This is a genomic window from Arthrobacter sp. D1-17 (assembly GCF_054130535.1).
In genome coordinates, this window is sequence record NZ_CP096382.1 from 2624194 (window position 1) to 2647621 (window position 23428).

20 protein-coding genes are annotated in these 23428 nt (G+C 63.9%); 7 read left to right on the forward strand and 13 right to left on the reverse strand.

The window, feature by feature from the left end; all coding sequences use genetic code 11:
• Positions 1-2 precede the first annotated feature (2 nt).
• From murD to dinB, 10 genes are all read right to left on the reverse strand, one after another.
• A complete protein-coding gene (gene murD, locus M1E01_RS12230; protein WP_457971860.1) occupies positions 3-1592 on the reverse strand; it encodes a UDP-N-acetylmuramoyl-L-alanine--D-glutamate ligase in 1590 nt (529 codons plus the stop codon).
• On the reverse strand, positions 1574-2683 hold the full coding sequence (gene mraY, locus M1E01_RS12235; protein WP_457971861.1) for a phospho-N-acetylmuramoyl-pentapeptide-transferase: 1110 nt from the start codon (positions 2681-2683) through the stop codon (positions 1574-1576). The genes murD and mraY overlap by 19 nt, the downstream gene beginning before the upstream one ends.
• The gene (locus M1E01_RS12240; RefSeq protein ID WP_457971862.1) at positions 2680-4149 is read right to left on the reverse strand and encodes a UDP-N-acetylmuramoyl-tripeptide--D-alanyl-D-alanine ligase; all 1470 of its coding nucleotides are present in this window, start codon (positions 4147-4149) and stop codon (positions 2680-2682) included. The genes mraY and M1E01_RS12240 overlap by 4 nt, the downstream gene beginning before the upstream one ends.
• Positions 4150-4155: 6 nt before the next feature.
• A complete protein-coding gene (locus tag M1E01_RS12245) occupies positions 4156-5829 on the reverse strand; it encodes a UDP-N-acetylmuramoyl-L-alanyl-D-glutamate--2,6-diaminopimelate ligase (RefSeq protein ID WP_457971863.1) in 1674 nt (557 codons plus the stop codon).
• Between the two features lie 83 nt (positions 5830-5912).
• The gene (locus M1E01_RS12250; RefSeq protein WP_457971864.1) at positions 5913-7637 is read right to left on the reverse strand and encodes a peptidoglycan D,D-transpeptidase FtsI family protein; all 1725 of its coding nucleotides are present in this window, start codon (positions 7635-7637) and stop codon (positions 5913-5915) included.
• A 220-nt stretch (positions 7638-7857) separates the two neighbouring features.
• Entirely contained in the window at positions 7858-8493 is a 636-nt protein-coding gene (locus M1E01_RS12255) for a hypothetical protein (RefSeq protein WP_457971865.1), read from the reverse strand.
• Entirely contained in the window at positions 8490-9488 is a 999-nt protein-coding gene (gene rsmH, locus M1E01_RS12260) for a 16S rRNA (cytosine(1402)-N(4))-methyltransferase RsmH (RefSeq protein WP_457971866.1), read from the reverse strand. Before rsmH ends, M1E01_RS12255 begins: the two co-directional genes overlap by 4 nt.
• Positions 9489-9663: 175 nt before the next feature.
• On the reverse strand, positions 9664-10092 hold the full coding sequence (gene mraZ / locus M1E01_RS12265) for a division/cell wall cluster transcriptional repressor MraZ (RefSeq protein WP_457971867.1): 429 nt from the start codon (positions 10090-10092) through the stop codon (positions 9664-9666).
• A 381-nt stretch (positions 10093-10473) separates the two neighbouring features.
• Positions 10474-10845: a DUF3040 domain-containing protein gene (locus tag M1E01_RS12270; RefSeq protein ID WP_400480719.1), complete on the reverse strand. Its 372-nt coding sequence runs from the start codon at positions 10843-10845 to the stop codon at positions 10474-10476.
• A 284-nt stretch (positions 10846-11129) separates the two neighbouring features.
• The gene (dinB, locus tag M1E01_RS12275) at positions 11130-12377 is read right to left on the reverse strand and encodes a DNA polymerase IV (protein WP_457971868.1); all 1248 of its coding nucleotides are present in this window, start codon (positions 12375-12377) and stop codon (positions 11130-11132) included.
• 74 nt (positions 12378-12451) lie between these two features.
• Here dinB and M1E01_RS12280 point away from each other — a divergent pair, with 74 nt between their 5' ends.
• On the forward strand, positions 12452-13006 hold the full coding sequence (locus M1E01_RS12280; RefSeq protein WP_457971869.1) for a hypothetical protein: 555 nt from the start codon (positions 12452-12454) through the stop codon (positions 13004-13006).
• Entirely contained in the window at positions 13003-14097 is a 1095-nt protein-coding gene (locus tag M1E01_RS12285) for a polyprenyl synthetase family protein (RefSeq protein WP_457971870.1), read from the forward strand. Before M1E01_RS12280 ends, M1E01_RS12285 begins: the two co-directional genes overlap by 4 nt.
• A gap of 105 nt (positions 14098-14202) precedes the next feature.
• Here the strand turns inward: M1E01_RS12285 and M1E01_RS12290 are convergent, their stop codons facing one another.
• A complete protein-coding gene (locus M1E01_RS12290; protein WP_457971871.1) occupies positions 14203-14556 on the reverse strand; it encodes an Rv2175c family DNA-binding protein in 354 nt (117 codons plus the stop codon).
• A gap of 253 nt (positions 14557-14809) precedes the next feature.
• Between M1E01_RS12290 and M1E01_RS12295 the strand changes: the two genes are divergently transcribed.
• Both M1E01_RS12295 and M1E01_RS12300 read left to right on the forward strand, forming a co-directional pair.
• Positions 14810-16135: a LysM peptidoglycan-binding domain-containing protein gene (locus tag M1E01_RS12295; RefSeq protein ID WP_457971872.1), complete on the forward strand. Its 1326-nt coding sequence runs from the start codon at positions 14810-14812 to the stop codon at positions 16133-16135.
• 105 nt (positions 16136-16240) lie between these two features.
• Complete coding sequence (locus tag M1E01_RS12300; RefSeq protein WP_457971873.1) at positions 16241-18502, forward strand: protein kinase domain-containing protein; 2262 nt, start codon at positions 16241-16243, stop codon at positions 18500-18502.
• A 167-nt stretch (positions 18503-18669) separates the two neighbouring features.
• Here M1E01_RS12300 and M1E01_RS12305 read toward each other — a convergent pair whose 3' ends face one another.
• Together M1E01_RS12305 and M1E01_RS12310 are read right to left on the reverse strand one after the other, a co-directional pair.
• Entirely contained in the window at positions 18670-20076 is a 1407-nt protein-coding gene (locus M1E01_RS12305) for a class II 3-deoxy-7-phosphoheptulonate synthase (protein ID WP_457971874.1), read from the reverse strand.
• A 125-nt stretch (positions 20077-20201) separates the two neighbouring features.
• The gene (locus M1E01_RS12310) at positions 20202-20966 is read right to left on the reverse strand and encodes a lysophospholipid acyltransferase family protein (RefSeq protein WP_457971875.1); all 765 of its coding nucleotides are present in this window, start codon (positions 20964-20966) and stop codon (positions 20202-20204) included.
• Between the two features lie 109 nt (positions 20967-21075).
• Between M1E01_RS12310 and M1E01_RS12315 the strand changes: the two genes are divergently transcribed.
• From M1E01_RS12315 to M1E01_RS12325, 3 genes are read left to right on the forward strand one after another with little or no spacing between them, the layout of a single operon-like run.
• Positions 21076-21951: an alpha/beta hydrolase gene (locus tag M1E01_RS12315; protein ID WP_457971876.1), complete on the forward strand. Its 876-nt coding sequence runs from the start codon at positions 21076-21078 to the stop codon at positions 21949-21951.
• Positions 21948-22751, forward strand: coding sequence for an alpha/beta hydrolase (locus M1E01_RS12320; protein WP_457971877.1), 804 nt, complete (start codon positions 21948-21950; stop codon positions 22749-22751). Before M1E01_RS12315 ends, M1E01_RS12320 begins: the two co-directional genes overlap by 4 nt.
• Positions 22748-23413, forward strand: coding sequence for a hypothetical protein (locus M1E01_RS12325; RefSeq protein ID WP_457971878.1), 666 nt, complete (start codon positions 22748-22750; stop codon positions 23411-23413). Before M1E01_RS12320 ends, M1E01_RS12325 begins: the two co-directional genes overlap by 4 nt.
• Positions 23414-23428 lie beyond the last annotated feature (15 nt).

Below are 23428 nucleotides of genomic sequence, written 5' to 3' on the forward strand. Positions count from 1 at the left end.
TCCTACTCCTTGCCGGTCTGAGCCTGCCCTTCCACGAGCTCGCGGACTGCTTCGATGAAGGCGTCGCCACGGTGAGCGTAGGAAGAGAACTGATCCATGGAGGCAGCCGCCGGCGCCATGAGCACTGTGTCACCCGAGGTGGCAAGCTGCGCCGCTGACGCGACGGCCCGTGCCATGACGGCTTCACCGGACTCCGGGGAGGACAGCGCGCCGTCCTGGCCGGTTCCGGCGGACTGCACGTTTTCAGTGTCGCCCGTGCCGGTCCGGATGACCGGTACATCCGGAGCGTGTCGCCTCAGTGCCTCTTCGAGGGATGACGGGTCCTTGCCAATGAGCACTACAGCCTTGAGGCGGCTGGCGTGCTGGCTGACGATCTCGTCGTAGCTGACTCCCTTGGACAGGCCGCCGGCGATCCAGACAACAGGATCGAACGCGGACAGCGAGGCCGCCGCGGCATGCGGGTTGGTGGCCTTGGAGTCGTTGATCCACAGCACGCCGTTCTGCTTGGCAACCGGCTGGATGCGGTGGCTTCCGGGGATGTAGTCCCGCAGCCCCTTGCGAACGTGCTCGGGGCTGATCCCATAGGCCCGTACCAGTCCGGCCGCGGCCAGCGCGTTGGCCACCATATGCCGGGGAGCCACCGGACCCAGGTCGGAGATCGAGGCAAGCTCCGCCGCACTGTCCTTGCGCTCGGCAATGAAGGCCCTGTCAACCAGAAGGCCCTCGACGACGCCGAGCATGCTGATCGCGGGCGTGACGGTGGTGAACCCGATGGCCCGGCAACCTTCCACGACGTCGGCATCCTCCACCATCCGCTCAATTTCGATCTGCTCGGCGTTGTAGAGGCAGGCCTTCTGCGTGTTTTCGTAGATCCTGGCTTTGTCCGCCAAATAGGAGTCGTAGGAACCGTGCCAGTCAACGTGGTCCTCAGCGACGTTGAGGACCACGCTTGCGACGGCGGAGACGGACTCGGACCAATGCAGCTGGAAGCTGGAGAGCTCCACCGCGAACACGTCGTAATCGACGGGGTCCCGGAGGGCGTCGAGGATCGGGGTTCCCACGTTCCCCACGGCGATCGCCTTCAGGCCCGCTGCCTTCAGCATCGACTCGGTCAGGCCCACCGTCGTGGTCTTTCCATTGGTGCCGGTGATGGTCAGCCAGTCCGCCGTCTTGCGCCCTTCCCGGATGCGGACACGCCAGGCCAGCTCGACGTCGCCCCAGACCGGGATGTGGGCCCGTGCGGCGGCTGCAAGCAAAGCTTGGTCCGGCCGCCAGCCGGGTGAGGTCACGATCAGTTCCGGTTTCAGGCCATCAATCTTGGGCAAGGACTTCACAGCGTCCTCACCGAGCAGGACGTCGGCAGCCCCGACAATCTTCAGGGTGTCCGCCTTGGCGCGGGCTGTCTCCGTCGTGGCTGCGTCCACCACCACCACCCGGGCACCCAGTTCGATGAGGGTGTCGGCGGCGGCGAAACCCGAAACACCGATACCGGTGACCAACACACGGAGTCCCGACCAGTTGGAGTCCCAGGTGACCAAATCTTTGAGCCGGGCTGCCCCGGTGACGATGCCGCTCACAGCAGGACCACCCATTCCGCGTAGAAAATGCCCAGGCCCGCGGCGACAAACAGGCCGCCCAGGATCCAGAACCGGACGACGACAGTGACTTCGGCCCACCCCTTGAGCTCGAAATGGTGCTGGAGCGGAGCCATTTTGAAGAAGCGTTTGCCCTTGGTGACCTTGAAGTAGCCCACTTGGATGATCACGGACAGCGTGATGAGCACGAACAGGCCGCCAATGAAGGCGAGCAGCAGTTCGGTGCGGGAGAGGATAGCAAATCCGGCGATGGCGCCGCCGATGGCAAGGGATCCGGTGTCGCCCATGAAGATTTTGGCCGGTGAAGTGTTCCACCAGAGGAAGCCCACCAGCGCCGCGCTCATGATGGCAGCGAGGAGCGCAAGGTCGAGCGGGTCCCGCACGGAATAACAGCCCCCGCCGGCCTGGCGGGGTGATCCGCAGGCCTGGTTGCTCTGCCATATGCCCATCAGGGTATATGCGCCGAAGACCATCACGGAGGCACCAGCCGCCAGCCCGTCGAGCCCGTCAGTCAGGTTGACGCCGTTGGTGGCTGCAGTCACGATCAGGTTTGACCAGAGGACGAACAGGATCGCTCCGAGCACGGTGCCGCCGAAGGCAAGGTCCAGCCAGGGAATGTCGCGCACCAGGGAGATCTTGGTGGACGCGGGCGTCAGGCCGTCGGAGTCCGGGAAGTAGAGGGCCAGGACGGCGAAAATGATGCCCACGGCGCCCTGCAGGATCAGCTTGGCCTTGGCGTTCAGGCCGAGGCTGCGCTGCCGGGAGATCTTGATGAAGTCATCCAGGAAACCCACCAACCCCATGCCCACCATCAGGAAGAGCAGGAGCAGCGCGGACACTGACGGGCCGGCGGACAGCGGGTTCATCATCCACATGATGAGGTGGGTCAGGCCGTAGCTCAGGAGTACGGCAGTGACCACCACCGTTCCGCCCATGGTCGGGGTGCCGCGCTTTGTGTGGTGGGACGTCGGCCCGTCATCACGGATGAACTGGCCGTAGCTCTTGCGGACCAGCAGACGGATGAACAGCGGTGTGCCCACCAATGCCATCAGCAGGGCCAGGCCAGCGCCGATCAGCAGTGCAATCACAGCAGCTCGCTCCCTTCATTGGCGGTTGCGGGGGTTTTCGGGGGTAATGCTATCCGATCGCCCAAATGGCGCAGTCCCACGCTGTTGGAGGACTTGAACAGCACCAGGTCGCCAGGTTCCAGCTGGGCTTCCAGGATTTCGAAGGCCTCATCCGCCGTCTCGGCGAAAATGCATTCCTCGCCCCATGATCCTTCCTGGATGGCGGAGACGTAGAGCGGGCGCGCTTCCCGTCCCACCACGAGCAGGCGCGAGATGTTAAGGCGCACCACCTGGGTGCCAACTGCGGTGTGTTCCCCAATGGACTCATCGCCCAGCTCGAGCATGGCTCCGAGCACAGCCCAGGTACGGCGGCCGCGGCCGAGGTCGGCCAGCGTGCGCAATGCTGCCCGCATCGATTCAGGGTTGGCGTTGTAGGCATCATTGATGATGGTCACGCCGTCGGGACGTTCGGTGCGTTCCATCCGCCAGCGGCTGGCAGGGGTCTGGGAGCTCAGGGAGCCTGCGATGCGCTCCCCCGGGATGCCGGCGGCGTGCGCTGCGGCAGCGGCGGCGAGCAGGTTGGCGACGTGGTGTTCCCCGATGAGCTTGCTTGCAACACCGATGGGCTCTCCCCCCGGCAGCGCCAGGTCGAATTGCGGGTGCCCCGCCACGTTCGTTTCCATGTGCAGTGCGCGGACAACGGGACCCTCAGCCGCGGCGTTCCGAAAAGAAAAACCGAGGACGGCGGCCTTGGTGCGAGCGGCCATGGCGGCCACCCGGGGATCATCCAGGTTCAGGACAGCCGTGCCGTCCGCCGGGAGCGCTTCCACCAGCTCGCCCTTGGCGATGGCGATGTTTTCCACTCCCCCGAACTCTCCTGCGTGCGCCGTGCCCACGCCCAGGACCACGCCGATTTCCGGGCGGACCATGGTGCACAGGTACCGGATGTGGCCAATCCCGGTGGCGCCCATCTCGATGACGAGGTACCGGGTGTCAAAGCCTGCCTGAAAGACCGTCAGCGGAACGCCGACCTCACCGTTGTAGGAGCCCTGCGGCGCAACAGTGTCCGCTTCTTTTGAAAGGATGCCGGCCAAGAGGTCCTTGGTGGTGGTTTTGCCCGCAGAACCGGTGATTCCGATGACCGTGAACGGTTCGCCCGCCATCTGCCGCCGCTCCCTGATCCGCCGGACGGCTTCGGCCGCCAGCGCTCCCATGGCCAGTACAGCGTCCTCCACCACGACGGCGGGGTAGCCCGTGCCGTTGGCGTCGGCAACCTCGCGCTCGGTGAGGGCCAGGATGGCGCCGCGGCTGAACGCGGCGTCCACAAAGTCGTGCCCGTCAGCGTTTTCGCCCGGCTTGGCGACGTAGAGGGAGCCATTGATGGCCTCCCTGGAGTCTGTGACCACTGAAGCCGGGGTGAGCTGGGGATCGGCGAGGAGTCGGCCGCTGGTAATGTCGGCGATTTCCGCCGCAGTAAATGCAATCATGTCGGTCTAGGACTCTATCCGGTCATCTTCAAGAACAGTGAATCCCCGGGCCACCAAGGCGTTCCGGAGTTCCACCCTGTCATCAAGGGCAAGGTTCACGCCCTTGACCTCCTGCCACACTTCATGCCCCCTGCCGGCAACAAGGATGGTGTCGTTGGGCGCAGCCAGTTCCACGGCCCTCCGGATGGCCTCGTCGCGGGGGAAAACTTCCAGGATGCGGCAATCGAGCCGCTCAGCTTCCTTGGCGTCTGTTGCGCCCACGAGCACGTCGGCGCGGATGGCGGCGGCGTCCTCATCGTGCGGATCGTCGTCGCTGACGATCACTACGTCGGACAGGCGGGCGGCGATGGCTCCCATCGCGGGCCGTTTCCCTTGGTCACGCTGACCTGTGGCACCGAAGACAACAATGACCTTGGAGGAGGGGTCAGCTGAACGGACCGCCTCCAACGCCCTGGACAAGGCATCAGGGTTATGTGCAAAGTCGACCACTGCCGCGGGCTCGGTGGAGACAAGCTGCATCCTGCCCGGGACTGCGACTGTAAAGGGGTCACTGGCATCAAGGGCTGCCTGCACGTCAGCGGGCTTGGCCCCGCCGGCGAGGACCATGGCAAGGGCCAGGGCGGCATTGGAAACGTTGAAGCTTCCGGGAAGGCCGGTGTGCACACGGAGCTCCTCGCCTGTCCTGCCGCACAGCGTGAATTCAGTGCCGAGGCCGCGGGGCCGGGTGTTCGTGACAGTCCAGTCTGCTGCGCCGGAAGATGCCGCCTCGGCGGAGGGCGGAGCCGATCCAACCGGCAGCGTCGCAAGCGTGGTGACAGGAAGTTCTGCTTCAGCCGCGAGGCGGCGGCCCCATTCGTCGTCGACCGTCACGACGGCGGCGCGGGCGCGCTCCGTGGTGAAGAGCTTCGCCTTCGTGCGAAAGTAGTCCTCCATGGTGCCATGGAGATCCAAGTGGTCCTGGGTGAGGTTGGTGAATCCGACCACGTCGAACACCACGCCGTCTACCCGGCGGAACGAGACGGCGTGCGAGGACACCTCCATGGACGCCGCGTCGAGGCCGCGTTCCCGCATCAGCGCGAGCAGGGCATGGACATCGGTGGACTCGGGAGTCGTCAGAAGGCTCGGAATGGGCTCACCGCCGGCCACGATCTCGATGGTCCCGATAAGGCCCGTCTTTTTGCCGAGGGCCTGGAGTAACGAGTTGACGAAATACGTGGTGGTGGTTTTGCCGTTGGTGCCAGTGACGCCAAAGAGCGCCAGGGCGGTCCCGTCCGCTGCCTGGCTCCGGTAAATCAGCGCAGAAAGACGCCCGACGACGGCACGCGGCTCGTCCACGACCAGCACCGGCACCGGTACATCCGGTGCCAGGGCAAGGATCCTGGCCCCGGCGTCGTCCGTCAGTACGGCGGCCGCTCCGGATTCAATTGCTGCGGCCGCGAAGTCCGCCCCATGGCGCACAGACCCCGGAAGGGCAACATAAAGGTCCCCGTCCTCCACCGTCCGGGAGTTAAGGGAGATCCCGGTTACCGGAACGCCTGCCGAGGTCCCGGGGACGCTGATGCCAATTTCCCGGCCAATGGCTCCCAGCTCAACTGCAGCGACGTTGGCGGGCCGGAACGCACTGCGGGCGGCCTGCCCTTGCTGGGCGTCGGCAGTGCCGGGAGCATAGTGTTCTGACAAGGAAATCTCCGTTGGTACTAGTGGACCAACGGACACGGCAGAACGAAGCGTTCAGGCGTACCGCGGTCTTGAAAGCGGGTTTACTACTTGGCGAACTGCGGCAGCCTGACCGGTTGGCCTTTGGACGGCGAAACGTTGTACGTCCGCAATGCCTGGCTCATGACGGAACGGAATATGGGACCGTTCGTGATGCCGTAAATGGAACCTTTGGGCCGCTGCAGGACCACCTCAACAATAAACCGCGGATCGTCCATCGGCGCCATTCCCACCATCGAGGCGGTGAAGCCGCAGAAGCCCGCAGTGCCGTCATCGCAGGGCGACTGTGAGGTTCCAGTCTTGGCGCCGACACGGTAACCGTCGATCGCCGCTTCCTTGATCTGGCCCTCGGTGACGGCGCTTTCGAGGATGTCCCGTACCTGCTTGGCGGTCGCCTCGGAGACCACCTTCCGGGCAGGTTTTGCCGGCACTTTCTCTTCCGTTCCGTCGGGGGCGATATAGCTGTCAATGAGCCTCGGCTGGAGCATCACTCCGTCGTTCGCGATGGCCTGATAGGCACGGACAGTCTGGAGCGTCGACTGCGACACGCCCTGACCGAAGAGCACGGTGTACTGCTGGCGTCCATCCCACTGGTCCGGCGGCGTCAGGATTCCCTTCGCCTCTGCGGGCAAGCCGATCGCCGGGGCCTCGCCGATCCCGAACTTCCGCAGCCAGTCGTAACGCTGTTGCTTCGTCAGCCGCTCGCCGGCCATGACGGTTCCGGTATTCATGGACCAGCCGAGGATTCCGGCAAGGGTGCGCTTCTCCGTGCCGTGGTTGAAGGAGTCGTCAAACTGCTGCCCATCAACCACGTAGGACGGCGGAATGACGAACGTGTCGAGCGGTTTTGCCTTGCCTTCTTCGATGACCGCAGCAGCCGTGATCATTTTTTGGACCGAACCGGGCTCGTACGCGGCAGTGACGGCGCGGACCCCGCGGTCCTTTGCCGCGACCTTGCCTGGATCGTTGGGATCCGGGGCGTTGGTGTCGGCCATGGCGAGGATGTCACCGGTCTTGGCATCAGAAACGATGATGGTGCCCCATTCGGCGCTCAGCTTGTCCGTCTGGCTCTGAATGGCCTGCTGTGCAAAGTACTGCAGGTCGGAGTTGAGGGTGAGCTTGACGTCCTTGCCGTCCTGGGCCGGAGTCAGCTCGTCCACGCCCACAGGAATGCGGAGGCCGTCGGCGCCAATTTCGAAAACCCGCTTTCCGTCAGTCCCCCGAAGCGTGGCATCCTGAGTCTGCTCCAGCCCGGCCAGGCCCTTGTCCCCGTTCTCCAGGAAGCCCACGATCCCGCCGGCCACCGAGCCGTTCGGGTAAACGCGCTTGCTGGTTCCCTCGGAGAAAACTCCCGGGATCCGCAGCTTGGACACCCGGTCTTCAACGTCCGGTTTTAGGTCCTTGGCCACGATGTAGTACGTCTTGGTCCCGGTCAGAGAGTCGCGCACATCCTGCACTCTCATCCCCAGGACGGCGGCGAGCTCGGAAATGCCCTGGTCACGGGAAACCGTCACGAGCTCTTCTTCGCCGTTCACCGTTTCAAGCCGTTTGAAGGATTCCGTTTTGGTGTTGACAGCCTGATCCACGGTGATGTTGTAGCGGATCACGCTGTTGGCGAGGACAGTGCCGTTGGCGTCGACGATGCTGCCGCGTTCGGCAGGCAGCACGGTTGGCCGCAGGCGGTTAGTGAGGGCCGCTTCAGCCATGCCGCCTACGTCCAGGCCCTGAACCAGGAAGAGCTTTCCGCCCACCACCAGCAGCAGTGCCAGCATGATGCTCAGCCCGAGCCGCAGCCGCTTCGTTGCGTTGGCAGGTTTTGGCGGCGCACTGGGTTTCTTCGGCGCGCCGGCCCGTTTCGACGAAGTGGCCTTGTATGACGATCCGGCTCTTTGCGGCTGGCCGGGGACCCCTTGCCTGCTTGCCTTGCCTTGCGCCACGATCAATCCCTCACTGCTTGCCTGCCCCCGGCCGCTGACAGCGTCCGTACTCCTGCTACTGCCCCGGTACCTTTTGGGCGGGCGCCGGGATGGTGCCTCCATTCAGGACAGCGGCCGGCTTTGCCGCTGCTGCCTTCTTAACCGGCTCCGCCACGGCTTCCGCGACAGGCTTCCGGCTCTCAAGCGGTTCATTGGTGATCGACGGCGGCACCACGTTGAGCTGGCCGGGAACAGCCGGGGCCGCGATGACCGCACCCGCAGAGTCTCCCTTGGCCGCCGGCTTAGCCGAACCGCTGACCGTCAGCGTCGACAGATCGATCTGCCCCTTGCCGGTGGATGCAACCATCCCCAATTCTGAGGCCTTGGCCGCCAGATTCTGGGGAGCCTGGAAGTTTTGCACCTGCTGTGTCAGATCCTGGTTCTGCTTCGTCAGGGCCGTTTGGTCGCTGCGCAGCTTTACCAGCTGGTACTGGGCGGTGGATACCGAGATGTTGAGAACGAGGACGGCTATCAGGGCTACGGCCAGCAGGCCGAAGCAGAGAACCACAAAGGGCGCTCGGCGTTTCCTGGGAGCTGAACGGACCACGGACAGCGGTGTCCGGGCCTTGCGGGCACCGGTGAGCCGGGGATCAACTTCGGCGGCGCGGGGGCCGGGCGCGAAGGCGAGGTTCTTGGCGGCTGCGGTGCTCATGCGGCTCTCCTGGCTCGGATACGTTCCACGGCGCGCAGCCTGGCGGATGCTGCACGCGGATTCTCGGCTATTTCGACGGCGGTCGGCACTTCGGTGCCTTTGGTCAGGGTCTTCAGTTCGGCTTTGTGTTCTTCAAGCTCCACCGGAAAGCCCAACGGAGCTGAAGACTTTGACCGCGACTGGAATACGCTCTTCACAATCTTGTCCTCAAGCGAGTGGTAGGACATGACAACAAGCCGCCCGCCCATGGCAAGGGCGTCCACGGCTGCCGGCACTGCCCGCTCCAGGACGTCAAGTTCCTCGTTGACTTCGATCCGCAACGCCTGGAATGTCCGCTTGGCCGGATGTCCCCCGGACTTGGCCGCGCCGGCGGGAACAACGGCACGGATCTGCTCCACGAGTTCGCCTGTTGTTGTGAAGGGTTTGGCGGCCCGGGCCGCCACGATCCGGTGCGCGATCCGGCCGGCGAACTTCTCCTCGCCCCATTTTCGGATGATTCGGACGAGCTCTTCCTCGCTGTAGCTGTTAACAACATCGGCCGCGGTCTGGCCGCGGCTAGTGTCCATCCGCATGTCAAGCGGAGCATCGAAGGAGTAGGCGAAGCCGCGCTCCCGCTCATCAAGCTGCAGCGAAGACACCCCGAGGTCCATCAGGATCCCGTGGACTTCGGAGATTCCGAGGTCCTCAAGGACGTCAGCGATTTCGTCGTAGACCGCGTGGACCAGGTCCGTCCGGGCTGCGAACGGTTGCAGCCTCGCGCCGGCCAGGGCCAGGGCCTCCTCATCCCGGTCGATGCCGACCAGGTGAAGATCCGGGAACCGCTGCAGCATTGCTTCGGAGTGACCACCCATTCCGAGGGTGGCGTCGATTGCCACGGGGGTCTGGCCGCGCATGCGCGCCGCTTCGAATCCCGGGGCCAGCAAATTGATGCACCGGTCCTTCAGGACCGGCACATGGCGTTCGGACGTAGGTCTGGCATTGTCATGCTCGTTCATACCTTCGCCCTCCCTGCCTCACTGTTGCTTCTTTTTAAGCGGAATGCTTCTTAAGCCAGATCCCCATCCGCGCCTATCCTGGCCATGCCTGGCTCCGGGGAAGTGAGCCAGGAAAAGGTGGATGGGCGGCTGGAGATCTCGTTCAAGAAGCAGGTTCACATGTTTCCGCCGGCATTCAGAGAAGACCGGCGATGGGGTTGTCAGTTTCAGAGAAGGAGGTTTCCTTCTCCGCCAGGTACACGTTCCAAGCCTCGGCGTCCCAGATCTCAGCCCTGGTGCCGGCCCCAATGACAGCCAACTCCCTGCCAAGGCCTGCGTACTCCCGAAGGGCTGGTGGGATAGTCACCCGCCCTTGCTTGTCAGGCACCTCGTCCGAGGCTCCGGAGAGAAACACACGAATGTAGTCACGAGCTTGCTTATTGGAGATGGGAGCCTCCCGGATCTGCTCGTGAACCCTCGCGAATTCCTGCTCACTGAAGACGTAGATGCAGCGCTCCTGGCCTCGCGTGAGAACAAGTCCGCCGGCAAGCTCCTCACGGAACTTAGCGGGAAGAATAATCCGCCCCTTTTCATCCAGACGCGGTGAGTGTGTCCCCAGGAACACATGCCCACCGCCCGTCTGCCGTCAGAAGCCGAACAACCCCCGAGCTGCCACTACCCTCTTACACGCTCCACTTTACTCCACTTCTCACCACAGTCAACGCAACACGGGAGACGATAGGGCTCCTAAGGTCACAATTGGCCCATGTTTGCGCGCCAGATGCAGCGGGGAGCGAAGTGGAGGGATTTTCCACGCTGCTCCACCTCTGCGCGTGTACAAACCCGATAAAGACCAAAAACCCGCCTTAAACACCGAAGACCCGCCGGAGCGGGTCTTCGTATGCGGCCACCTGTAAGGCCAGGTGGCGGAAAGTGGAGGTAAGTGCCGGGCAGAAAGTGGAGGGATATGGACGCGCGAGGCCGGTGCAGGTCAGGGCTCGGCAGGTCAGGGCTCGCCGCGGCGCCTTTCATCCCAGCGCTCTTCAAGACTGCTCATGAAGGAACTCTTGCCTTTGGACTTCTTTCCATGGCCGCCCGTCTTAGCCTTGCCTGTCGAGGCACTGCGCATCGTCGCGAAGTACACCCCGGCACCCATGACGATGAATCCGAGGACACCCACGAAAATGTTCTGAAGGGAAACCCCCACCAGCAGGAGCATGACTCCGGCCAGTGTTGCCAAAACGCCAATCACAATGTGCCGGGTGGACCAGGTACGGCCTGGATCCGAGCCCATGGAACTGGCGAACTTGGGATCGTCCTCATGCAGTTGCCTCTCGAGTTGCTCGAGCAGCTTCTGTTCGTGCTCCGAGAGCGGCATCACGACCTCCTTAAGTAGGCCAACGTCCGGACGTGCCGGGACCAGTTGTTTCTGCCTCGTCAACGATCCATATGCTTCACTGGTTCCCGGCCCTCCGTCCTTGGCAGGTCCGGGGATCCAAGCATAAGGACGCGGGCGGGTCAGGCGATCCACACATGTCCAGACGTTCGAAATCTATGTATCTCTAAGGATAGTTTGTTGTGCGGTGTTGTGAAAGACGCTGTTCACGCGCTAAAACGGCTTGAGACGCCTGAATCCGGCAGAAATGGGACGCTCCGCTCATGTCAGAGCTTGTGCCGGGGCGGCTTGGAGGAGCCCGTCCCTGGGTCCAGCAGCCGAGCAGGCAGAACGGACTTGTTGCCGAACTTTTCCGCCACCCGGTCCAGCGCCTGTTCCGCGGCCCGCCAGTTATCATCCCGCCGGTCAATACTCAGCTGGAGGGACGTCTGCGCGGCGGCCTCAAGCTGCTCGGCGCGGACCCCCACGAGCCGGACCGTCATAGGCCGGCTCCCCAGGGAGTCCAGCAACTGAAGGACCACTGCATAGATCAGCTGGGCGCTGTCGACTGGGGTGTGTACCTTCCTGCTCCGGGTCACAGTAGAGAAGTCGGCATACCGAAGCTTCAGTGCAACGGTCCGCGCCACCATCCCGGAGGCCCGCAGGCGCTCGGCAGTGCGGTGGGACAGACGCAGGAGCTCCCTGTGGAGCTGGACGTCATCGGCGGTGTCCGCAGCGAAGGTTTCTTCCGCCCCTATGCTCTTTTCCACCCTGACGGGCGTGACCGTCCGCGGATCGATCCCCCAGGACAGCCGGTGGACGTGCTCGCCGGTGGCCCCCAGCACCTTCTTCAGGGACGCGACGGGAGTGGCTGCAACGTCGGCCACCGTCCGGATGCCCATCCTTGCAAGCACCTCCGCAGTCTTGGCGCCGACACCCCATAGTGCACTGACAGGCAGACTGTGAAGGTACGGCACTGTCTGCTCGGGCGTGATCAGCAGCAGTCCGTCGGGCTTGCAGCGGGTCGAGGCAATCTTGGCGACGAATTTGGTACTGGCAATTCCCACAGAGGCAGTGATTCCCAGTTCGCGGACCACCCTGCGCCGGATCAGCTCGCCAATAGCCCGGGGTGGACCCAGCCGCCGTATGGCACCCCCGACGTCGAGAAAAGCCTCATCGACGCTCAGCGGCTCCACCAGTTCAGTGATGGATTCGAAGATGCGCATGAGCTCCCCCGAGACTTCGTAGTAAAGCTTGTGCCGCGGCTCAATGATGATCGCCTGCGGGCACAGCCGGTGCGCAACCGCCATGGGCATGGCCGACTTGACTCCAAACGCGCGCGCTTCGTAGGAGGCAGACAGCACGACCGACCGCTCCGCCGGAAAGCCGACGATCACCGGTCTTCGGTGCAGCTCAGGACGTGAGCGCAGTTCCACGGACACGAAGAACGCGTCCATATCCACGTGCAGGATGCTGCTGCGCCGCAGCTCCCGAAGACGCGCTTCGAGTTGCTCCTTATCCGTCTCCTGCACCACGCCTGCAATCCTATGCCCAAGGGCTGACTAAACTGGAGGCTGGATCCGGCATCAACCCCAGGAGGAAAACACCTGTGAAGGTCATTGGAACGCACATGCCTGCAGGCCTCGGCCTGCTTGCGGCCGGCGCGGTGGTGATGATGTCAGCCTGCGGCGCTCCGACCCCCGGACCTGCCGGGTCCGCCGAACCTGCCGCATCGGGCCAAGCGTCCGAAATTGCATCCGTAACAGAGGCGGCGCGGGCGGCCATCACGGCACCGCCCAGCCCGACGGCGTCTCCCGGCACTACTGCCGCCATAGGTGCGCTCGTGGCAGGCTTTCCGCAAAAACTACTTCCACTCATGCCGGGCGCAAAGGTTGTGTCGAGCAGTTTCGACACGTCTTCCTCCCCCGCAACCGCAGCCCTGGTCGGGTCCGTGTCCGCCAAGCCGGCGGCGGTGGTGGCGTTCTATACCAAGGCGCTGGAGGCTCAGGGTTTCAAGGCCGTTCCCGGCACCACCGTAGGCGCCGTCGCTTCACTCGACTTCGTTCGCGCGGGCACCGAAACAGTCAACATCGCGGTTCCGCAGACCGCCGGTGTCTCCACTTTCACGATCGGCGCCAACGTGTTGCCCGGGTCCGTCAAGTGACGGTAGCCGAACAGCTCCGCGTCGAACAGGCAGCTTTCGTCGCCGCCGTGGCAGGCAGGCTCACGGACTTCCTCACGTCCAGACACTCCGTCATGACCTCGATCTCGCCGGACATCGACCCGATTATGGGGTCCATCTCAAACCTGGTGACCGGAGGCAAGCGGCTCCGCGCACTCATGTGTTACTGGGGATGGCGCGGCGCCGGCGCGCCGGCGGCAGCAGAGGACGTCATCACGGCGGGGGCAGCCCTCGAACTCTTCCAAGCCGCGGCCCTCATTCACGATGACATTATTGACCGCTCAGATACGCGGCGCGGAGGTCCAAGCGTCCACCGCCGCTTCAGCCAACTGCACGAGAGCCAGGGCTGGGCGCTGGACAGTGAACGTTTCGGCCACGCTGCGGCCATCCTGGCCGGGGATCTGTGCCTTTCCTTCAGCGAGGAAGCCTTCACCGAGATTGGCGAGCAGGCGGCCTCCGGAAGCCGGGCACGGCTGATCTTCAATCTCATGCGCGCCGAGGTCATGGCCGGACAATACCTCGACATCCTCGAAGAAGTGGCGGGTCCGGTCCGCGACCGTGCAGGTGCTGTGAGCCGGGCCCAGTCGATCATCCGGTTCAAATCCGCCAAGTACTCCACTGAACACCCGCTTGCCCTGGGTGGAGCCCTGGGCGGGGCGACGGACGACCTGCTCCGCGGATACTCCGCTTTCGCGCTGCCGCTCGGCGAAGCATTCCAGCTCCGGGACGACGTGCTGGGCGTATTTGGGGATCCCGTTACCACCGGCAAGCCGGCGGGAGACGACCTCAGGGAGGGAAAGCGCACCGTCCTGGTGGCCTTCGCCCTGGACCTCTCCACACCTGAAGAATCAGCCTTCATCGACGCCAAGCTCGGCAGTCCCGACCTGGGCGAGGAAGACGTGGCAGAAATCCGCAGGATCATCGCCGATTGCGGCGCCCTGCACGCCACCGAAGTCCTGATTGAAGAGTTTGGGGCCGCGGCCTATGAGGCACTGGAGCTGCTCCCGCTGGACGACCTTCCCAAGACCGCATTGAGGAAGCTCGCCGAAGCAACCGTCAGCCGAGCCGCTTAATAGCCCCGCCGCCAGGACGGCACTCTAATAACACCTCAGGTCGTTCCCACGCCAGGTCGTTCCAGAGCCGGAACGACCTGGCGTGCTTTAGCGTGTGGGCTTGCCTTACCAGGCCAGCGACTGGGCGCGGCGGCGAATTTCCGTTTTGCGGCCCTCCCTGAGGGCGTCGATCGGGCGGCCACGCAGTGAATCGTCGGGCGTGAAGAGCCAGGTAATCAGTTCCTCGTCCGAATACCCGGCATCAGACAGGACAACAATGGTGCCCTTGAGGCTCTCCACGACGTGTCCGTCCTGGAGGAAAGCGGCCGGCACAGAACGGATCTTGCGTTCGCCCACCCGGATGGCGGCAAGGGCGCGCTCATCCAGCAACCCATGGACTTTGGTAATGGAAACGTCCAGCAACTCGGCTACGTCGGGCAGGGGCAACCAGTCGCCAACAAGGCTTTCTACAGTACTCACGGGTCAAGGTTGCCACGGCTGGCGCCTGCACGCCTAGTCAGCGGCTGGTCGACATGCATAACGTCCGCCCTCGCCGGGCGACACTCCCAGATATCCGGGCTTGACGGGCATGAGCCCGTTCTTGTGCTATTTGCGAAATCATGAGAGATTCTCATTGATCACATTCGTAACAAAAAGAACTTCAGTAACAGTAGTATCAATAGTCACACGTGCCTGACAGACAGCATTCGCCGCTGAGAAGAGGATCTCTCCCATGACGCCGACCAGCTCGCCAAAGCAGCCCCCCAGGCAGAGCCTTCCTATGATTGCTGCGACGACGGCAACCCTGCCCGCCGTCATGCTGTCTTCTCTGGCACTCGCTCAGCCGGCCAGCGCCGACACGAGGCCCAGCGCAATTCCTGCAACGCTTGCTGCCGCCATGGAGGCGCAGGCTGCTGCGGTCAAGGCTGGAGTAATTCCCCCTGCATCCGTCCCGGCCTCCATCCCGTCCGGCCTGCAGCCTGCCCGCGTCACCCCCAGCAGCCACCGGGTTGTACGCGGCGATACAGTCAGCGGCATCGCCGCACGCTATGGCCTGAGTACTTCGGCCGTTCTCAAGCTGAACAACCTCAGGTCGAACTCGGTGATTTACCCGGGGCAGAAGCTAAAGCTAAAAGGCGCCTCGCCAGCCGGGACAGCCACCCATGTTGCCCCTGCCAGCTCGGCCACCAGGACGTACACCGTGAAATCCGGAGACACCCTGGGCGGGATCGCGGCTAGGCACGGCGTGAAGCTTTCACAGGTACTGAGCTGGAACCGGTTGTCCGTAAACTCGATCATCTACCCGGGCCAGAAGATCCGGCTCGGCGGGACGGCGGCTTCCCCAGCACCAACTAAATCCGCGCCGGCGCCCGCCCGCACCGTCTCCTCGCGCTCCTATACCATCAAGTCCGGAGATACGCTTTCCGGCATTGCTGCACGTCACGGCATCAGGTTGGCGGATCTACTCTCCGCCAACCGGCTCAAGGTAACCAGCACCATCTACCCCGGTAACAAACTCGCGATCCCGGGGAAGTCCACGAGCCCCGTCCAACCGGCGTCGAGCGTCACGCCGCTGGTGCCCAGCTCCTTCCTTGGCTTCACGTATCCGGCAGCCGTGGTGAGCTCCGCCAACAAGAACAAGGCCCTGCTCAACGCGGCTCCCGTGCCTTCGCTTGCGCAGATGAAATCCATCGTGGCCGACACGGCACGGCGCATGGGGGTGGATCCGGCGCTCGCCTTGGCGTTCGCCTACCAGGAATCCGGCTTCAACCAGCGCGCCGTGTCCCCTGCAAATGCCATCGGCACCATGCAGGTCATTCCGTCCTCCGGCGAGTGGGCGTCCGACCTTGTGGGCCGGAAGCTGAACCTGCTTGATCCGTATGACAATGCAACGGCCGGGGTGGCTATCATCCGGCAACTGATCCGCACCAGCAAGAACCTGGACAACGCGATTGCCGGCTACTACCAGGGCCAGTATTCCGTCAGCAAGTACGGCATGTACTCGGACACGAAGGCTTACGTCGCAGCGATCAAAGCGCACCGAAAGAACTTCGCCTAGACTGCAAACGTTCCTTCCCCTTAATAGAGGGGCAGAGCATAACGATACGGGTCCGGATTGCATGTTGGTCCGGGCCTGTTTCCGTGCAGCATTTAGGATCATAGAGTGCAGGAAAACGTGTCGGACCGTCTCGTTGGTTCCCTGGTGGACAACCGCTACCAGGTAAATTCAAGGCTCGCGGGCGGCGGAATGTCCACCGTGTACCTGGCCACAGACCAGCGGCTGGACCGGGACGTCGCGCTCAAGGTCCTTCACCCACACTTGGCCAATGACCACAGCTTCCTCGACCGCCTCTCCCGGGAGGCCCGCTCGGCGGCAAAACTGTCGCATCCCCATGTCGTGGGCGTCCTGGACCAGGGACATGATGGTCAGACAGCCTATCTGGTCATGGAGTACATCAAGGGCCACACGCTCCGCGACGTCATTCGTGAAAAGGGGGCACTGTCTCCGCGCCTGGCATTTGCCCTGATCGATCCGGTGGTGGAAGGCCTGGGCTCAGCGCATGACGCCGGGCTGATTCACCGGGACGTGAAGCCGGAAAACGTACTGATCGCGGACGATGGCCGCATCAAAATCGGCGACTTCGGGCTCGCCCGGGCGGTGACAACCACCACAAGCACCGGGACGCTCATCGGAACGGTCGCGTACCTCTCCCCCGAACTGGTCCTTGGCCGGCCGGCGGATGCGCGCAGTGACATCTACTCCACTGGAATCATGCTCTTCGAGATGCTCACCGGCAAACAGCCGTTCGACGGCGACGTTCCGATCCAGGTTGCCTATCAGCACGTCAACTCGACCGTCGCTCCGCCGTCCAGCCTCGTCCCGGGACTGGCAGCAGAGGTTGATGAGCTGGTGCAGTGGTGTACGGCAAAGGACCCGGAAAAGCGTCCCGTGGACGGCAATGCGCTCCTCTCCGAACTCAGGCACATCCGCACCAATCTCTCCGACGCGGAGCTCGATCTGCAGCCTCCCGCGGCGCGGGGGGAGCGCCGCCCGGCGGCTGCGGCGGGCATTAGGGCCTCAGGGCCGGCAGGAAGCGGTATCCCGGTACCGCCTGTGCCTCAGCGCCTGCCGTCCCGGCCGGGGAGCGCCGGAGGCCATACCGAGGTGCTCTCCGAAATGCGGGACAAGGTTCCGCTGGATCAGACACTTCAGTGGCGCGGGGGCCAGCGCCCCACCGAAGTCATTGCGCAGACGAGCAATCCCACCACCATCTTCCCCGCACGCCGGCTCCCTCCTGGATACGGCCGGGACACAGACAGCGACTTTGATTCCCGCCCTGCCCTGGACGGCGTTCAGGTGGATGCCGACCGGCCACGCAACAACCAACGCAGCACGCTTGACCGTTACGGGCCAGGCCCGTCGGCCCTGGGGCATGGAGCGCTGAGTAAGCGTGAGCAGCGGAAACAGGACCGGGTCGATGAACGTGCCCGCACGCGCGCAGCCGCGACACCCCTGCGAAGCCTGCGTGAGGGAAACGCCCGACGCCGCGGGATTCTCTGGATCGTCATCCTGGTCATCGCGGCGCTGCTGGCCACCGGTGCCGGCTGGTTCTTCGGCATGGGACCAGGATCACCCGGCACCGTCCCGTCGGTGGCCAACCGGACTGTTGCCGAGGCTCAGCAACTCCTCCTGGCGGCCGGATTCCAATCCAGCACCCAGGATGTGTTCGACGACGATGTCCGCGCCGGGCTGGTAGTGGGGTCTCAACCGAAGGCGGGAACGGAGATCCGCAAGTACCAGCAGGTTTCACTGTTCGTCTCCAAGGGCCCGCAGCTCTTCCCGCTGCCGCAACTGGCAGGGAAATCCCTCGACGCCGCCAAGGAAACACTCAACCGGGCAGAGATGGCCCTTGGAAAAATCACTGAGAAATTCGATGAAGAGGCACCGGCAGGCACGGTCCTAGCCCAAGCCCCCGCAGCTGCCGCGCAGGTCAAGCACGGAACTCCAGTTAGCCTCACTGTATCCAAGGGCCCCCAGCCCATCCCCGTCCCGGACGTCCGCGGAGCGGAGCAATCTGCAGCCTTCCGGACCATCGAGGCAGCCGGGCTCGTGGCCGTTGTTGCGGACATGACCGTCAATGACAGGAACATCCCAGAGGGAGCGGTTGTCAGGCAGGAACCTGCCTCCGGCACCCTGACCCGCGGCAGCACCGTCACCCTGACCATTTCCGCAGGCCCGAAGCTCGTGAAGGTGCCCAATTACATTGGCGAGCAGGTCAGCGATGCCCGTGAAGCGCTGGAGAAGCGAGGTTTCGAGGTCCAGGTCAACAACATCCTCGGCGGATTCTTCGGAACGGTGCGGGACCAGGATCCTGTGGACACAGAGGTACCGGAGGGATCCGTGGTGACGCTGACCGTCGTCTAGACGTATGCTCCAGACGACAGCCTGATCAAGATCCCAGCGTGATTAGACCTCACTTGGACCGGGGCTCCGGGATGATTGCTCCCCCCGGGCCCCGGTCCTTATCAGTTGCTATCAGCCCGCTTCCGCACTGTGCCGCGCCACGGCAGGTTGCAGCGCCGGGCCAGGTGTCAGCGCCGGGTCAGGGCGCCAGCCACGAGGAACGCCATCTCCAGCGACTGCATATGGTTCAGGCGCGGATCGCACACTGATTCGTAGCGGTCGAGGAAAGCCTCCTGGTCGATGGGGTCGGCACCGCCAAGGCACTCGGCAACATCGTCGCCGGTCATTTCGACGTGAAGGCCGCCCGGCACGGTTCCGAGGGCGTGGTGCACTTCGAAGAATCCGCGGACCTCGTCGATGACGTCGTCGAAGTTACGGGTCTTGTAGCCGTTCGGCGAGGTGACGGTGTTACCGTGCATCGGGTCGGTCACCCACAGAACCTGGGCGCCCGAAGCGGTCACCTTTTCCACGACCGCGGGGAGCTTTTCACGAATGTTGCCGGCGCCCATACGGGTGATGAAAGTCAGTCGGCCCGGCTCGCGGTTCGGATCCAGCTTGTCGATCAGTCGCAGGGCGTCATCACCCGTGGTGGCGGGGCCAAGCTTAACGCCGATGGGGTTGCGCACGCGGGAGAGGAAGTCGACATGCGCGTGCTCGAGCTCCCGGGTCCGCTCACCGATCCAGAGGAAATGGGCGGAGGTGTCGTAAGGGAAGCCGGTGCGCGAGTCGATGCGGGTCAGGGCGCGCTCATAGTCGAGCAGCAGGGCCTCGTGGCTGGCGTAGAACTCCACACGCTTCAGCGCTTCGAAGTCAGCTCCGCAGGACGCCATGAACTGGATGGCGCGGTCGATGTCGCGGGCAAGGGATTCGTAGCGGGCGTGAGCCGGGTTTTCGGTGAAGCCCTTGTTCCACTGGTGCACCAGGCGCAGATCAGCGAACCCGCCCTGCGTGAAGGCGCGGATCAGGTTCAGCGTGGATGCCGACGTGTGGTAGGCCTTGAGCATCCTGCTGGCATCATGACCGCGGGATTCGGGAGTGAAGTCGTACCCGTTGACAATGTCGCCGCGGTAGGCCGGAAGAGTCACGCCGTCGCGTGTTTCTTCATTCGATGAGCGGGGCTTGGCGAACTGGCCGGCCATCCGGCCCATCTTGATGACGGGCATTGCCGCACCGTAGGTGAGCACTACCGCCATCTGGAGGATAGTCTTCACGCGGGCGCTGATCTTGTCAGCCGTCGCATCCCCGAACGTTTCGGCACAGTCGCCGCCCTGCAGGAGGAACGCCTTGCCCTGGGCGGCTGCGGCAAGCCGCTCGCGGAGCACGTCGACTTCGCCCGCAAACACGAGGGGCGGCAGTGCCGAGAGTTCGCGGACGGAAGCGTCGAAGACGTCACGGTCCTGCCACGAGGGCTGCTGGGAAATCGGAAGGTCCCGCCAGTTGTCCAGTCCCGGATAGTTCGCTGCGCCGCTCTGGGCGGTGCTGTTCACTGCGGTGATGGTCGTGGAAGGGGCAGGTTTTGCGGATAGCTCAGTCACACTACTAAGAGTAGATGCCCGGACAGTCATCGGGACACCCGGAGTGTCATTGACCCCCGGCCGGCGTCACAGACTCCGGCGTATTACATGCCGGCGCCACGCGTCTCCGGCCCGCACTCCTCAGGTCAGGCGCCCCGCCGGTCTTCTCCGGGCTGATCCTTGCCTGGCTGGTCCTTGCCGGTCTGGTCCTTACCGGTCTGGTCTGGTTGTTTACCCGCCAGCCGCAGTTTAACCACGGCGGCGTACTCGTCAACGTATTCCTGCCCGGACAGGCGCATAAGCTCGTACATGATCTCGTCCGTCACCGACCGCTGAATCAGCCGGTCATCTGCCATACCCTGATACCTGCTAAAGTCCAGGGGCTCACCGAAAATCATGCCGATACGCCGGATATTGGGCAGCCTCTTTCCGATCGGCTGGACTTTGTCCGTGCCGATCATCGCGACCGGTATCACCGGAACCCCGGCCTGCAGCGCCAGCCTGGCAACGCCCACCTTGCCGCGGTACAGCCGGCCGTCGGGGCTGCGGGTACCCTCCGGATAGATGCCCAGCAGTCCCCCGTGGTTCAGGACATGCATGCCGGCCTCGAGGGAGGCAGCGGATGCGGCCCCTCCGGAGCGGTCCATGGGAAGTTGGTTCGTGAGCCGGAAAAACATGGCGGTCAGCTTGCCCTTGAGCCCGGTGCCCGTGAAGTATTCCGACTTCGCCAGAAAAATGACCGGCCGCGACACCATCAGTGGCATGAAGATCGAGTCGGAGAAGGACAAGTGGTTTGAGGCAATAATCGCAGGTCCCTCGGCCGGTACATTATCCAGCCCCTTAACCCACGGCCGGAAAAGAGTGCGAAGCACCGGACCCAAAAAGATCCTCTTCATGATCCAATAAAACACGGTCCAACCCCTCCGGAAGGAAACTGGCAGGCACTCCAAGGGGCCCGCCAGCACTGCAATGCAACCCTACTCTAGTGAGATTTGCAGCGAACAGTGACACGATGGACTCATGACGGAAAGCAGCGACCCGGCGACGCCCGCCGCTTTCAGCTATCCGGGCCATGGCCCCAATGCGCGCATCGGAATCGCGATCTGTCACGGTTTTACAGGCAGCCCGTTGAGCATCCTTCCCTGGGCCGAATATCTGGCGGAACGCGGCTTCGCCGTCTCGGTACCGCTGCTTCCCGGTCACGGAACAGACTGGCAGGACCTGGCGCGAACAGGCTGGCCGGATTGGCACGGCGCCTTTGAAAAAACGTACCTGGAGCTTGCCGGCAGGACCGAGGCCTGCTTCGTAGCCGGACTTTCCATGGGCGGTGCCATCGCGCTGCTGACAGCCTCCCGCCATTCAGTGGTTGGCGTGGCAGTGGTGAATCCAGGGCTGAGCTTCTATGACCGGCGCGTCAGGATCATAGGACTGCTGAAGTACTTCCAGCGGACCACTATTCCGATCGAAGAAGAAAATCCGACGGCGGCCCCCACGCAGGACGGCGACTATTCCCGCACGCCGCTGGCAGCTGTCCATCAGCTGAAACGGCTCTTCGCAGCAGCCATCCGGGGACTGCCCCGGGTCACTGCGCCCGTGCTGGTGTTCAAGTCCCGGAACGACGTCGTTGTGCCGCCCACGTCGTTGGCCATGTTGAAGGCCCGTCTCGGAACTGCACATGTTGGAAAAGGCAACCTTGAAACTGTGCTGCTGGAGAACAGCGGCCATGTCGCCACGCTGGACGTCGACGCGCAGGAAATTTTCGCGGCCTCGGCGCGGTTCTTCCAAATGCACGCAGACACTGTGCATCCAGACCACGCGCATCCAGACCACGCGCATCCAGGCGCACCGGCAACCAGCACCCGTGCCAACAGTGCCATATCGTCGGAGAAGCAATGAGCACCCTTCCGGACCACAGTCCGTTCAGCAGCCCGTTCTCGGGAGAGGGCCCCCGAGTGGGCATTGCACTCTCGCACGGCTTTACCGGAAGTCCACACGGAGTGCGGGCCTGGGCCAGGGCCTTCGCGGACGCAGGCTTCGCGGTCCGCATGCCGCTGCTTCCCGGCCATGGCACCACGTGGCAGGAATTGGCCCGCAGCCGCTGGATGGAATGGCATGACGCGATGGATGCTGCGTATCTGGAGCTTGAGGCCGAGTGCGACTACGTCTTTGCGGCAGGAATCTCCATGGGAGGCGCGCTTGCCTTGCGCATCGCTGCCACCCGGTCCGTCGCAGGCACTGTCCTGGTCAACCCCGCGCTCGTCATCGACGACCCGCGCGCGCCACTGGCCGGCATACTGAAGCTCGTGCTGAAGAGCACGCCGTCCATCGGCAATGACATCCTCAAGCCCGGCGTTGATGAAGGCGCCTACGCCCGGACACCTGTCGCAGCCGCCCATGAACTGCACAAGCTCTTCAAAGTCACGCGCCTGCTGCTGCCGGCGGTCACCGCCCCCGTCCAGGTTTTTCGTTCCACGGTGGACCATGTCGTTTCCGACACGAGTATGACGGCGCTTCGCCGGGGCCTGACGCACGCACCGCTCAACGTGACCATGTTGGAGAACAGTTACCATGTAGCCACGCTCGATAACGACGCCGGACAGATCTTCAACGGCTCGGTGGAATTCATCCGGAACGTCCTTGCTGATGCCGGAGCCCTACCAGTCCGCGACAGCCAGCCAGAAGGGCGAGCCCAATGAACAGGCCCGATTCGAATCCATCCGATCCCAGCGCCAACCAGGATGACGCCGTATGGCTCGACCTCGTGGCCAGGCTCGAAGGGAAGACCTCCAAGTCCGACGCAGGGACCGGCACCGAACTGGAGGCCGGCACGGCCGACTATGCCCGCCAGGCAGATGAACAGTCGCCCGACCCCGCAGGCTCCTCCGCCGCAGGCACTTCAGGTCCTTCATCCGCTGACTCTTCGGCCGGGCCGGAGGCACCTGCCAGGCGGTTCACTGACTTCGATCCGCTCGGCCTGGCTCCCGGTGCCGCGGCACCTGTGGAGCCGTCCGCCGTCGAACGCGAACAGGCAGCGGCGCGCCGGCGCGCCGCCGAGGCGACTGGTGAGGCGGTGCAAACCGGGCCGGAGGGTCCCCGCGACTACGGAGTCGATGACGAAGAGGGTGCGTTTGTGCCTGAGGACCCGCCCGTCCTTTCCGCGACAGATCCCCTGACGATGCTTGCGTGGCTCGGCGCGGTGGGTTCCCCGATTGCCCTCGTACTGTCCGCCATGTTCTGGCGGTCAGCACCCCTGCTGGCGATCCTGGGCATAGTGGCCGTGTTTGTGGCGGGCGTCGTGTACCTGATCATGAAGCTGCCACAGGAGAAAGACGAAAACGACGACGGCGCCCGCGTGTAAGCGCTGTTAGCCGTA